11 protein-coding genes are annotated in these 13,822 nt (G+C 46.8%); 3 read left to right on the top strand and 8 right to left on the bottom strand.

What is annotated here, in order from left to right:
- Positions 1-25 precede the first annotated feature (25 nt).
- From SDEN_RS18725 to prlC, 8 genes are all read right to left on the bottom strand, one after another.
- A complete protein-coding gene (locus SDEN_RS18725) occupies positions 26-3,166 on the bottom strand; it encodes an efflux RND transporter permease subunit (RefSeq protein ID WP_011498016.1) in 3,141 nt (1,046 codons plus the stop codon).
- A gap of 64 nt (positions 3,167-3,230) precedes the next feature.
- Positions 3,231-4,391: an efflux RND transporter periplasmic adaptor subunit gene (locus SDEN_RS18720; protein WP_011498015.1), complete on the bottom strand. Its 1,161-nt coding sequence runs from the start codon at positions 4,389-4,391 to the stop codon at positions 3,231-3,233.
- Positions 4,392-4,721: 330 nt separating this feature from the next.
- Positions 4,722-5,252 carry a thioesterase family protein gene (locus SDEN_RS18715; RefSeq protein WP_011498014.1) on the bottom strand — a complete coding sequence of 177 codons (531 nt, stop codon included), beginning with the start codon at positions 5,250-5,252 and terminating at the stop codon, positions 4,722-4,724.
- 140 nt (positions 5,253-5,392) lie between these two features.
- Positions 5,393-6,238 carry an alpha/beta hydrolase family protein gene (locus tag SDEN_RS18710; RefSeq protein WP_011498013.1) on the bottom strand — a complete coding sequence of 282 codons (846 nt, stop codon included), beginning with the start codon at positions 6,236-6,238 and terminating at the stop codon, positions 5,393-5,395.
- A gap of 50 nt (positions 6,239-6,288) precedes the next feature.
- Entirely contained in the window at positions 6,289-6,522 is a 234-nt protein-coding gene (locus tag SDEN_RS18705) for a helix-turn-helix domain-containing protein (RefSeq protein WP_011498012.1), read from the bottom strand.
- On the bottom strand, positions 6,522-7,094 hold the full coding sequence (locus SDEN_RS18700) for a DUF2975 domain-containing protein (RefSeq protein ID WP_198134612.1): 573 nt from the start codon (positions 7,092-7,094) through the stop codon (positions 6,522-6,524). The genes SDEN_RS18705 and SDEN_RS18700 overlap by 1 nt, the downstream gene beginning before the upstream one ends.
- A 126-nt stretch (positions 7,095-7,220) precedes the next feature.
- Complete coding sequence (locus SDEN_RS18695) at positions 7,221-7,883, bottom strand: PilZ domain-containing protein (RefSeq protein WP_011498010.1); 663 nt, start codon at positions 7,881-7,883, stop codon at positions 7,221-7,223.
- A 301-nt stretch (positions 7,884-8,184) separates the two neighbouring features.
- Positions 8,185-10,224: an oligopeptidase A gene (gene prlC, locus SDEN_RS18690; protein WP_011498009.1), complete on the bottom strand. Its 2,040-nt coding sequence runs from the start codon at positions 10,222-10,224 to the stop codon at positions 8,185-8,187.
- 493 nt (positions 10,225-10,717) lie between these two features.
- Between prlC and SDEN_RS18685 the strand changes: the two genes are divergently transcribed.
- From SDEN_RS18685 to gorA, 3 genes are all read left to right on the top strand, one after another.
- The gene (locus tag SDEN_RS18685) at positions 10,718-11,458 is read left to right on the top strand and encodes a hypothetical protein (protein WP_011498008.1); all 741 of its coding nucleotides are present in this window, start codon (positions 10,718-10,720) and stop codon (positions 11,456-11,458) included.
- A gap of 95 nt (positions 11,459-11,553) precedes the next feature.
- Positions 11,554-12,192 carry a hypothetical protein gene (locus tag SDEN_RS19960; protein WP_049763071.1) on the top strand — a complete coding sequence of 213 codons (639 nt, stop codon included), beginning with the start codon at positions 11,554-11,556 and terminating at the stop codon, positions 12,190-12,192.
- Positions 12,193-12,402: 210 nt separating this feature from the next.
- Positions 12,403-13,761, top strand: coding sequence for a glutathione-disulfide reductase (gene gorA / locus SDEN_RS18675; RefSeq protein WP_011498006.1), 1,359 nt, complete (start codon positions 12,403-12,405; stop codon positions 13,759-13,761).
- Positions 13,762-13,822: the final 61 nt, after the last annotated feature.

Here is a 13,822-nt window from a genome sequence, read left to right as displayed (position 1 = left end):
ATGCTCGGTTTTTATATCAATCGTATTAACTATCTGATTTTGACTTATCTTCGACATTGGCGTTGTCTTTTTTACTGAAGATACGCTCTACAATGACGAAGAACAGTGGCACAAAGAAAATCCCTAGGAAGGTCGAGCTGACCATGCCCCCTAGAACGCCTGTACCTATGGCATTCTGACTGCCAGACCCTACACCTGTGCTAATCGCCAGCGGTAACACCCCTAAACCAAAGGCCAATGAGGTCATAAGAATAGGTCGTAAACGTACCTTCACTGCGTGTAAGGTGGACTCAACTAAACCGCCACCTTGCTCGTAATATTTCTTGGCAAACTCCACAATTAAAATGGCGTTTTTAGTCGCCAGTCCCACAGTGGTTAATAGGCCCACTTGGAAGAAAACATCGTTAGATAAGCCGCGAACATTCATGGCAATCAAGGCGCCGATGATCCCTAATGGCACCACGAGTACCACGGCCAAAGGCACGGTCCAACTTTCATAGAGCGCGGCTAATACCAAGAAAACCACTAAGATAGACAGGGCATACAAGGCGGGTGCCTGATTACCTGACAAGCGTTCCTCATAGGACATGCCATTCCATTGGATGCCAAAGCCTGCAGGCAGTTTTTCTACCATGGCCTCAATCGCGGCCATAGCATCACCTGTGCTGACGCCCGCAGCTGTTGCCCCTTGAATGTTAACCGCAGATAAGCCATTGAAGCGCTGCAGTTGTGGTGATCCAAACTCCCATTTCCCAGTGGCGAACGCCGAGAATGGCACCATCTCACCTTGGCTGTTTCGCACATACCAGGTATCAAGATCCGCCGTTTGCATGCGGTATTGTGCATCACCCTGAAGGTAGACTTTCTTCACTCGGCCACGGTCAATAAAGTCATTGACGTAAGCGCCGCCCCAAGCTGTACCGAGTACGCTGTTGACATTGCTTATGTCTATCCCTAGGGCGCTGAGTTTGGCGTGGTCGATATCAATCTGATAAATAGGCGCATCTTCCTGGCCATTGGGGCGCACTCCAGTGAGCTTAGGGTCCTGCGCCGCCATGCCCAGTAATTGATTACGGGCTTCAATGAGTTTTTTGTGGCCTTGGCCGCTCTTATCTTGAAGGTAGAAATCAAACCCATTGGAGGTGCCCAGCTCAATCACAGCGGGGGGGGCGAAGGCAAAGGCGAATGCTTCTTTCATTTGCCATAAATATCCCATGGAACGCTCGGCCACAGAGGCCACATCTAATCCAGGGGCTTGTCGCTCTGACCAGTCTTTTAAGTTAATGAAGGCAAGGCCCATGTTTTGACCGCTGCCAGCGAAACTGAATCCTGCAACGGTAAACACAGAGTTAACCGCTGCTTTCTCGTCATTAAGATAATAATCTGAGACCTTATGCAACACTTTGACAGTGCTTTCTTGAGTGGAATTGGTGGGCAATATGGTTTGGGCAAACAATATTCCTTGGTCTTCATCGGGCAAGAAGGCCGTTGGCATGCGCATGAAAATCCAACCCACAGCGATCACTATACCTAAGTAAATCATCATTACCCTGACACTGCGTTTAAGTATGCTGGCGACATTACGCTGATAGCCTGAGGTCATCTTGTCGAAAGTACGATTAAACCAGCCAAAAAAGCCCGTTTCTATATGAGTGTGACCCTTCTTAATGGGTTTTAGCATGGTGGCACACAGGGCGGGTGTGAGTACGATTGCGACTAACACAGATAGTGCCATGGCAGAGACTATGGTGATGGAGAACTGCTTATAGATGACGCCTGTCGAGCCTGCCATAAAGGCCATAGGCACAAACACTGCCGACAAGGTTAACCCTATACCCACGAGAGCGCCTGTGATCTGGTCCATGGATTTGCGGGTTGCTTCTAAGGGGCTTAATCCTTCTTCAGACATAATACGCTCGACGTTTTCCACTACCACTATGGCATCATCCACCAACAGACCGATGGCGAGCACCATGGCAAACATGGTTAAGGTATTAATGGAAAACCCCGCCATGGACAAGATAGCGAAGGTGCCTAACAAGACAACAGGCACGGCAATAGTGGGGATAAGCGTTGCCCTAAAGTTTTGCAAAAACAGATACATGATAACGAAAACCAGTACCACGGCTTCCAGTAAGGTGTGCACCACACCAGTAATAGATTCGGTGACGAAGGGGGTCGTGTCATAAGGATAAACGACAGTCATGCCTTGAGGGAAAAAGGGGGTTAACTCATCTATTTTACTGCGAACGGCTGCGGCCGTGTCCAAGGCGTTAGCTCCAGTGGCTAAGGAGACAGCGAGTCCAACAGCGGGTTTGCCATTATAAAACGACACCACAGAATAACTCTCGGCCCCAAGCTCCACTCTGGCCACATCTTCAAGGTAAACATTGGCGCCTGTGGTGCTTGATTTAAGAATAATGCGCTGAAATTCTGCTACGGTTTTAAGGCGACTCTGGGCCGATACTGTGGCATTGAGCTCTTGCCCTGGTACAGAGGGCGCGCCGCCTAATTGGCCGGCTGACACTTGGGCATTCTGCTCTCTAATGGCGGCTATGATGTCGACACTGGTGAGCTTGTACTGGGTTAGTTTTAACGGGTCGAGCCAAATACGCATGGCGTACTGGGCGCCAAATAGTTGTATATCGCCGACACCGGGTACTCGACTCATGGGATCTTGAATATTGGCCGCCACGTAGTCGGCGATATCTGTCTTATCCAAATTGCTATTTTCAGACACAAAACCTAATACCATCAAGAAGCCTGAACTGGATTTGCTGACATTGACCCCTTGAGCTTGCACTTCTTGGGGTAAGAGTGGCATGGCCGATTGCAACTTGTTCTGCACCTGAACTTGGGCAATATCGGCATCTGCTTCGGCATTGAAAGTTAAGGTGATTTGCGCATTGCCAAAGCTGTCGCTGGTGGAGGATATATAGCGCAGATGATCTAGCCCCGTCATACGCTGCTCAATCACTTGAGTGACGGTATCTTCCATAGTCTTGGCTGAAGCACCCGGATAATTAGCCGCTATCACCACTGTGGGTGGGGCAATACTTGGGTATTGGGATATGGGCAGGTCTTTGATGGCCAAGATCCCGGCCAGCATGATGATCATTGCTATCACCCAAGCAAAAATGGGGCGATCGATAAAGAAACGAGCCATAATTTACGCCTACCTAATTTAAATTATATGAGGGCTTTAAAGGTCTATTCGTTACTGTGATGCACTAGTTGCCTGCATTAGCCTCTGGCGCTGCAGACCATACCTGAGGCATAACCTCTGCACCTGGGCGAATTTTTTGCAACCCTTCGACAATCAGCTTATCGCCAGCCGTTAAACCTGAGGTGATCCGCCACTGATTATCTATGACTTCAGCTGTGGTGACTGGGCGCATCTCCACCTTGTTGTTGACATCGACCAGCATGGCCACGGCTTCGCCTTTACTGTTACGAGTAATGGCTTTTTGAGGCACCAAAATCGCGTTAGGATCTAGGCCTGTATTAATTAGGGCCCGCACATACATGCCGGGGAGTAATAAGGCATCCGGGTTAGGGAATTCGGCGCGCAAAGTCACAGACCCTGTGGCCTCATCGACACTCACTTCGGCAAAGCGAAGCGTGCCCGTATGTTGATAGTTGCTGCCATCTTCCAATACTAAGGTGACATCGGCATTGTCACTTTTTTGTAACTCACCTTGCCTAAATTTAGCTTTGAGGCGCAATAATTGGGCGCTAGATTGGGCTATGTCCACATTGATAGGGTCAAGCTGAGAAATCGTGGCTAAGGTGTCAGCTTGATTGGCTGTCACTAGCGCCCCAGCTGTGATGCTCGATTTACCAATACGACCCGAAATCGGCGCCTTCACTTGAGTGTATTGCAGACTAATATTGGCGGTGTTGATGGCGGCTTTGGCAACCGTGACACGGGCTTTCGCTTCTTTAAAAGCGGCTTGTGCTTCATCAAAATCTTGCTGGCTGATGGCCTTGGTTTTCACTAAAGATTGAAAGCGGTCCGCCTTAGCTTTCGCAGAGATTAAGCCTGCCTCGGCACTGGCTAAGTCAGCTTCTGCACTTAGTAACGCGGCGCGATACGTGGCTGAGTCTATTTGATATAACGACTGACCTTTGATTACGTCCGTGCCTTCGATAAAGCTACGTTCGGTAATAATGCCAGAGACTTGAGGGCGTACTTCTGCTTCTTTAAAGGCGCGGCTACGGCCAGGCAGTTCCACTTGAATCGCTTGAGACTGAGTGCTGACATTAAGCACACTGACAGGAGTGGGCGGCGGCGCACCTTGAGCCGCAGCGTCAGTTTGACCCTCTTGACTACAGGCTGACATCCAAATCGTTGCTGTGACCACAGCGGCTATCTTCAAGGCGTTTCGCATACAAGCTCCAGCTTAATTTAAAAACGGCATACCCTAATTTCAACGACAAATTGCTCAAATGATGGCAAGAGTGAGTCATGTTTGTCTATTTATCCCACAATGAGGGGCATTCAACAACAGAAAAAACATAGAAAATGTGTAAGTAAATAATCAGCTTAGTAGATATGCTGATGTAATGTAGGCTGGGTTTAAGTAATTTTCGAAATTATGAGGGGGTGAAAATTAACGGGATTTTTTTGGAAAAAATGAACTCGGTTAACGAGCGTGTGATCAGGAGGTAAGTGTGGCATTGGCGCCACACTTAATGGGCTAGGAACTGTGTGGCAGAGACTATATATTGCGCTCTTTTTTAAGCTGTAAAAAATCTTTCCACATTACCACTTCTGCTGGCAGCCGCGGTGTATCGCCTTTATAGCCCGCTTCGGCGACTAAGGTGTCGAGGGGGATTTGCTTACCCTTACAGACGAATACGCCGCGCACATGCACTATGCAATGCAGGCCACGCTCGCTGACAAAACGCTGTTCTATATAAAAGTACTTTTCATCCCAACCAACAATCTTGGTTTCAATTTCAAATTTTTGAAACGGTTTAATATCACGTATATAAGTGAATTCCGCGGCATTGACGATCGGCATCCATTTAAGCTTAATGAATTTCTTCAACAGGCCCATTTCTGCCAGCATATAGGTACGAGCTAGATCCATAAAAGCGGGATAGCGGGAATTGGTTAAGTGAAAGTTTACATCACAATCACTAGGCAGGGCACGGTATTGAATGCGGCTGACATCTAAAAAATCGATGCGGCGGCAATGGCGAGTACGCCAAAAAAGCAATAAAAACAAACGGAAATATAAATTCATCGGTGAGCACTTCTTTAATTAGACGATACAGATATAGCCAAGAGGCTAACAGAGGTCTTACCAGTGAGCAAGCTTAAGAATGTAAAACAAAAAAGAAGCACTTAAGTACTTCTTTTTGATAGGAGCATGGAATAGCGCGCCTATATTCGGGCTAGAAATTCTCGGTAAGCTTGCATGGTCTTGGCTGAATTTAGCATCTCACCATGGTTCGCTTTGGGTACAATAATTAATGATTTAATTTTTGACTGACTTGCCAAGAATAGCTTTTCAGATAACTCAGCTGGGACTTGATCATCTTTCTCAGCGCCGATGACCATTAATGGACCCTGATAAAATTTTGAGACGACTTCCTGATTATCCACAAGCTTGAATGACTCAGGGGTTTCTACCGTTAGAAAAGGCATATACCAAGGGATTTTAGTGGCTATCCAATCGTCCACATTGGTAGCCGAGCCTTGCATCACTAATGCATCGGCGGCTTGATTTTTTACTAGCTGAGCTGCGATAAAACTGCCTAGCGAATACCCATGAACAATGACTTTATCTGGCTGATAGGTGTGACGAATAAAGGTTAATTCTTGGATGGCATCAGTTAACAGATTGGCGATAGTGGCTTGGCCATTACTTGCACCTAAGCCTCGACGATCGAATATGGCTATATCCGTTCCTAACTGAGACAAGGTCAGTAGTACGGCTAAACTATCGGGGTCAACTTTCATGCCATTTCCTTGGATAAAAAATACCAGGGTATGGCTATTTGGATTATCGATAAATAAACCTTTTAAGCTGACTTGCTCATCGCCATCAATACTGATCTGATTGACCATGTGTTGAGGCAGGGATTGTGCTAATTTCTCAATATACTCAGTGTTAAACTGGGTGACTTGCTTATCTTGGGTGATAAATCCTTTTTCACTCATAATCGCGCTGCAGCCCACATTGAGCAACAAGGCCCCTAGCAACATACTTGCAATATGCTTGTTCATTTTGACATCCTTGGGTTATTTTTGCTGTATATCTAGCCTATTTTAAAGGGCTAGTCATCAATCACATTGCAGCTGTCATCAGGGTCTACATGCGCCAAAATGTCCCCAGGTGTGCACTGTAAATGCATGCAGATGGCATCGAGGGTTGAAAAGCGAATGGCTTTGGCTCGCCCGCTGCGAAGTACCGATAAGTTCTGTGGTGTAATGCCAATCAATTCAGCCAGTTCTGTAGACTTCATCTTGCGCTTAGCTAAGACAACATCTAATTCAATAATAATGGCCATTACACGGTTAACTCTGCGTCGTCATGAAGCTCTGCGGCCTGTTTCATGATCCACGCAATGCAATAAATCACTAAACTTGTGAGTAGGTAATAGAGTTCTTGGCTGCCGAAGGAGAAATAAAAACTGGTGGCTTCAGCACGTTCAAACACGCGAAGCAGCAAGGTGATCAGTAGAGGATATAGTAGGCTGATGAATAACCAAGCAAGGCAGGTTAAGGCGATGTAGCTTAAGTAGTTAAAGTTTGCTTGAGTAAATATTTGCCGAGTCTGGTACAAGCTAAAAAGTCGATACAAGAAAAAATAAATCACTAAGCAAGGCATAAGTTCAACACTGCCCAAGATCCAGCCGGCATGTAACCCTTCAGCTTCCAACACTTGGGCAATGCTTTGCCATGTGTGTTCAAAATCAATACTGAAATGGCTGTAGAACCCACCCCAATTGAGTGTATAGAGGTAGGCTCCGTTCTCTAGCTCACCTAAACTCATCACCATAGCAAAGCTGCTCATTTGCAACAGGGTGATAAAAACCAGTAAGTATTTAACCCATCGACTCAGGCTAACTATGTTATTCATGATGCTCATCTAAAGTGTGTTATTTATAACACAAGCTAACATGGTGGTCGTTATTCGGCAATAAGTTATCGATTAGCGATAACTTTCGTTGATATTTTTGAAGAAAGCGAATCCGTTAAGCTTTAGTTACAGCTCAATAAATAGCTGCTCGAGTAAGGTTTTGATTTGCTCATCGTCTTCATTGAACTGTATGCCGACATTAACCTTGCCATCGTCATAGCGGCTGTTGCAGACTCTGGCGGGTATGGTGATATCGCCATCTATTGCGGTGCGAATGGTGACAAAAATTTCTTTTGGGGTCACTTTAATCTTGTCGTTATTACTTTTAAAAACGAAACCACATCCCTTGGCTGAGATATCTGAAATAATGCCTTTTAACTTAGGGGTGGGCTTATCTGCGAGCTCTTCTTTTGGATAAAGCGTGGCTGGCAGATGGGTGATAAACCTTTGGTGAGTGCGTAATTGCCGATTCTCAATTTGCTGTGGGTAGCTTAAAAAAATAAATTTCTCTGGGAATTTAGTCACGTTACGTATGCTGGCTTTAAAGGCATAGCACTCACCTTGTTGGCCTTCAAGTAGATAACGAGCGACCACCACATTCCCTTCAACCAGCACATCACTATAGTTACTCATCTGCATAGGGGATGGATGTTTGAGAATAATATAATTGCCCACTTCATAGCCTACCAACGCGGCTTTTATGCGCACTCTAACGGGATGATCTATCTGTAAATCTATGATTTTCCCTGGCGTTAAGTCGAAAAAAAGAGGTTTCTTGGCAATGTTCAAGATGAGGTTCCCGCTATTATTGTTTTTATGTGTTATCTACATCAAATTTGAGCCTTTTTTCTTGATGAATGCTCATTTTCGTACAAAGGTGTAATGTAAGGTGACTAGGAATTGAAGGCAACAATTTTTTGACGCTTGATGGTGGAATGTCTTCGGGACTGAGATCTACAATAGAGATAAATCGCCACTAAAAAGGGCATAAACTTCAGTTTATGCCCCATGTGTGTTGCTAACGCTTTGATCTTTATGCTAGTTAACCGTTAACCGCTAACCGCTAACCGCTAACCGTTAACTTGAAACCTTAAGCCTTGATGCCCGAATGCCTTAACAGGGCGTCAATATTCGGTTCGCGGCCCATAAAGCGTTTGAACAATGTCATCGGCTCTTCGCTGCCGCCCATCTCGAGTATGTTGTTCATAAAACTTTTACCGGTTTCAGGGTTAAATATACCTTCGGCTTCGAAACGGGAGAAGGCATCGGCCGATAACACTTCTGCCCACTTATAACTGTAATAGCCTGCCGCGTAGCCGCCAGCAAAGATATGGGCAAAGCCGTGTTGGAAGCGGTTAAAGCTTGGCGGAGTCAATACTGCTACCTGGCTGCGCACTTCATCTAACATGCCTTGGATGTTGGCGCCTTTCTCGGCACTGTATTCCAGATGCATTCTAAAATCGAATAATGAAAACTCAAGTTGGCGCAACATCATCATGCCAGATTGGAAGTTTTTCGCCGCCAGCATTTTATCTAATAACGCTTTAGGTAAGGGCTCGCCGGTTTCAAAGTGACCGGATATTTCACCTAGTGCCTCTTCTTGCCAGCACCAGTTTTCCATAAATTGGCTCGGAAGCTCCACCGCATCCCAAGGTACCCCATTAATGCCAGACACATCGGCCACATCAATTTTGGTCAACATATGGTGTATGCCGTGGCCAAATTCATGGAATAGCGTGGTGACTTCATCATGAGTGAACAAGGCAGGCTTGCCATCCACTGGGCGATTGAAGTTACAGGTTAAATAGGCCACAGGTTTTTGCAAGCCGTTTGGGGTTTGACGACGCACTCGGCAGTCGTCCATCCAGGCGCCGCCGCGCTTACCAGTGCGGGCATATAAATCTAAGTAGAAGCTGCCTCTTAGGCTATTAGTGTCATCAAAAATATTGAAGAAACGCACTTCTTTATGCCAAGTATCGACATCTTTCTGCTCTTCGATACGTAGCCCAAACAGGCGTGATACCGTATAAAAAAGGCCAGATAGCACTTTGTCTTCAGGGAAGTAAGGTCTTAATATTTCTTGAGAAACTTCATATTTATGTTGCTGCAATTTTTCAGCATAGAAGCTTAAATCCCAGGACTCCATTTCACTGACGCCGTATTCGCTTAAGGCGAAGGCTCGCAGTTCGGCAAGCTCTGTCTTGGCTTGCTCTTTCGAGCGTTGACCTAGTTCGCTTAAAAACGTTAATACTTGCTCTGGGGTTTCGGCCATCTTAGTGGCTAAAGACTTGTGAGCGTAAGATTCAAACCCGAGTAGCTGGGCTAATTCATGGCGCAGGGCGATAATTTCATCCATGGCGGCACTGTTGTCGAACTCACCGGCATTGGGGCCTTGATCTGAGGCGCGGGTGACGAAGGCGCGATAACATTCTTCTCTTAGTGCACGGTTTTCGCTGTAGGTCATCACAGGTAAATAGGAGGGAAAATCTAAGCTGAATAACCAACCACTTTTGTCATCTTCTTCCGCCATGGCTTTGGCCGCCGCTTTAGCTGAATCCGGTAAACCCGCCAGCTCTGATTCATCGGTGATCAGCTTGTGCCAGGCCTGGGTAGCATCGAGCAACTGATTGGAATACAAGCTTGTGAGCTCAGACAGACGTTTAACGATTTCGCCATAACGTACTTTTTGCTCATCATCTAGGCCAATGCCAGACAACTCAAAGTCTCGCAAGCTTTGTTCTATGGCCATTTTTTTAGCTTGTGGCAAGTGAGTAAATTCAGCCGACTCATGGATAGATTTGTAGGCTTGATACAGGCCCTGATGTTGACCAACAAAGGTGCCGTAATCTGACAGCAAGGGTAGGCAAGCATCGTGAGCTTCCCGCAGCGCATCTGAGCTGGTGACTGAATTCATGTGGGACACAGGCGACCAAATTTGGCTGAACTCGTCATCACTTTGCTCAAGGGGGGCAATTAAGTTATCCCAAGTGTAGTGGCTATTCTGCGCCAATAAGGTCTCTATGGTATTGCGGCATTTGGCGATAGCTTGCTCTACCGCGGTCTGAATATGTTCAGGCTTAATTTGGGAAAAAGGCGGTAAGGCGGCGCCACTCAATAGCGGGTTACTCATAGTATGTCCTTAAATGCGTGTTGGATCTGTTCGTTGAGCAAGTATGCCCCAGAGAAACCATTAATTTAAAAGAATAAGCATAGGCTTAGTATGGATAGATATATGGCTTTGGTGCAAGAATTCAAGGCTTAGCCCACTTCTGTTAACTCGCAGGTCCAAGCAGGTCGAATTATGTGGGGGCTTGAGGCGAGCGCGCGCCTTGTTGCAGGCTAACTATTGCAGCTTAGATTACCGCCCTTAAGTTCGCACAAATAGATGTTCGAATCATGATATTTACTGATGCAGGACTTAATCAAATCAGAAAAGTGTGCTGTATCGACTAATTTAGATTTACACTATCTTTACAGAGAGATAGCTGACTTATTTATGTAAATAAGACTGGTTTGTATTTGCAATTGTCTCGGCCAAGCGGACTGTACAGTGATGGGAACAGCAGCTTGGTTTTACGCTTGGATGATAATGGCTAAGCAAGTAAAGAAGACCTAAAGGTATTATGAATAAAAAGCTAACTCAGTGTTTGTTGTTATCTTCCTTAGCCGCTGTTGTGATTCGTGCTCAGGCTGAGGAGGGGGATGCGCGATGGTTCGTCTCTACAGGGCAAGATAGCCACTACGTCACAGAGGGGCGTAATAATTTAGCCCAAGGCGGTATTTACTGGGCCAATGCCTTGTTGAATAAGGCGGCCTTCACTGGTTTTGCCACTGTGGCTCGCGGTAGCAATAGCCATTATGTGGAGTGGAACCTAGGGGTCGAATACTTAATCCAACTTAGCGATAACCTGGAGTCTTATGTGGGCTATCAGCGCTTAGAAACCTATGGCAGCCATGAGGGAAATCTGCGCACTTCAGATAATGAGCTGTTTTCACTGCTCAGTTACACCCAGTGGGACTGGTTAACGCCCTCAGTGGGCTATACCTATTCGACCTTGGCCGCAGGTTATTTTGTTGAGCTAAGCCTGCACAGTCATTGGCAGCTCGATGATAAATTTAGCCTCAGCCCTTATATGAGCCAAGGGTTTGATTTTCAGTATGCAACCGAGGCTCATAACGGTGCTAACCACGTTCAATTAGGTGTCGAAGCCAATTATCAATGGACAAAACAGCTGCGTCTTAGTGCTCACATGGCCCATAGCTGGGCCTTGGAAGACATAAATCTTGAAGCCCGTCGCACGGGGCAAGCAGGCAACCTAGGTCAAACCTATGGTGGCTTGCATATACATTGGCAATTGCGCTAATGACGGCTTTTTTGCGGCAAAATTGAGTCCTATTTACTAATCTTAACTGACAACTCATTAGGTCTTATACCTAAGGCTCAAGGCAAGGAACGCCTATGTTGTCTACTCATCAAGATTTCACTGCTAAAGCTATTTCGCAGCATCTCACCTCTGTGGTGATGGCAATGCCCGTTTGGCTATGCCTGAGTGCTAACTTACCCCTGTTGTTTATGTGCCCAGAAATTGCAGCCAGTGACGAAAACTGGCGCCAATTGGTTGAACAAGTGGAGCAGGCGCAGCAAGACCCAGAAGCCAGTCAGACGCCCCAACTCAAACTTGGCAAGCCCTTAGTGTTAGATAACCAAGGCCAAAGCATGGATCATCAAGCTGCAGATGATATTGAGGTCGGTCTAGAGTTTAGTGCTCAAGATGCGCCCGATTTATCAGAGCGTTCAAAATTACAACAGGGCAAGCAGCACAAAAAATCAGTCACAAAAAACCGCAAGAAAAAAGCTCGCACTCTGAGCCGTAAACAGCAATTGGCCAGCCGTAAACATGTGGCCAATGATGCCGGTTGTCGATGGCTCGACAGCCGCATGGATCATCTAGAGGGGCAGCTAGCACAAACGGGCACCCAAGACTTAGGGCATCAAGCCGCAGAGCTTGAGATCAGGCAAAAAGAATGGCAGTGCCTTAAATGTGGTGTCGAGGGACCGTCGGTTGCAGATCGCAGCCGTTGCCAACATAAGCGCTGAGTGCTTACGCCTTAGCACTTACTGTTTAGAGCTTACTCTTTAGAGCTTACTCTTTATAACTTAGAGTTGAGAGAACCGAGAATCGAGAACCAGCCGTAAGCATTTGGCATTCATAGGTTTACGATAAACACTTAAGCTTCATATATGCAGGCTAGTATGCGACGTCATTCCCCCCTACAATGGCTGCAATAATAAAACGTGGAGAACAGCATGACCCAAGAATTTGACTATATCTGCCTAGGCGCAGGTAGCGGCGGTATCGCTTCGGCTAACCGAGCAGCGATGCGCGGCGCCAAGGTATTACTCATCGAAGCCAAACAAGTGGGCGGCACTTGCGTTAACTTGGGCTGCGTGCCGAAAAAAGTCATGTGGTATGGCGCCCATATTGCCGATGCAATGAACTTATACGCCAAAGATTATGGTTTCGATGTCACAGTGAATAAATTCGATTGGAGCACCTTAGTTGCCAGTCGCGAAGCCTATATAGGCCGAATTCATGATGCCTATGGTCGCGGCTTTGCTAACAACAAGGTGACCTTGCTCGAAGGCTACGGCCGTTTTGTTAATGGCAACACCATAGAAGTGGACGGCAAGCATTACAGTGCTAAGCATATTCTTATTGCTACCGGCGGTGCGCCAAGCTTCCCCAATATTCCTGGCGCCGAGCATGGCATAGATTCAGATGGTTTCTTTGGCCTTAATGAGCAGCCCAAGCGAGTTGCCGTGGTCGGAGCGGGCTACATAGCGGTGGAACTCGCTGGTGTCATGCATGCCCTTGGCAGTGAAACCCATTTATTGGTGCGTAAACACGCGCCGCTGCGCAACTTTGACCCCATTTTGACTGACGCCTTAGTGGAAGCCATGGCGCTCGATGGTCCGACGCTGCATACTCACAGCGTGCCCAAAGAGGTGCTGAAAAATGCCGATAATAGCCTGACCTTAGTGCTAGAAAACGGCAATAGTGTCACGGTCGATTGTTTAATCTGGGCCATAGGCCGCGCGCCATCCACAAACAATATTGGCCTAGAGCACACCCAAGTTGAACGTGATGAAAAAGGCTATATCATCACGGATGCACAGCAAAACACCAGCGCTGAAGGCATCTATTGTGTTGGCGATATTATGGCGGGTGGCGTCGAGCTGACTCCCGTTGCCGTCAAGGCTGGACGTCTGTTATCTGAGCGTTTATTTGGCGCCATGCCAGATGCCAAGATGGACTATAACTTGATCCCAACCGTGGTCTTTAGCCACCCGCCTATAGGCACCATGGGCTTAACCGAGCCAGAAGCCGTGACTCAGTACGGCGCGGATAAGGTCAAAGTTTACAGCTCAACCTTCACCTCTATGTACACAGCGGTAACCGCCCACCGTCAGGCGTGCAAGATGAAGTTAGTCTGCGCCGGTGACAATGAAGTCGTGGTCGGCATTCACGGTATTGGCTTTGGAATGGATGAAATCCTCCAAGGCTTTGGTGTAGCCATGAAGATGGGCGCCACTAAGGCAGATTTCGACTCTGTGGTCGCAATACACCCAACTGGCGCCGAGGAATTTGTTACTATGAGGGGTTAATGTAGAAAACCCACCTACACACGTTTTTTCTGTAGAAAAACCTAGCAAGGCCAGAATTATT

Source organism: Shewanella denitrificans OS217, from assembly GCF_000013765.1.
Lineage (GTDB): Bacteria > Pseudomonadota > Gammaproteobacteria > Enterobacterales > Shewanellaceae > Shewanella > Shewanella denitrificans.
The sequence above is the reverse complement of the archived record's forward strand: the minus strand, read 5'-3'. Positions and strand labels throughout refer to the sequence as shown.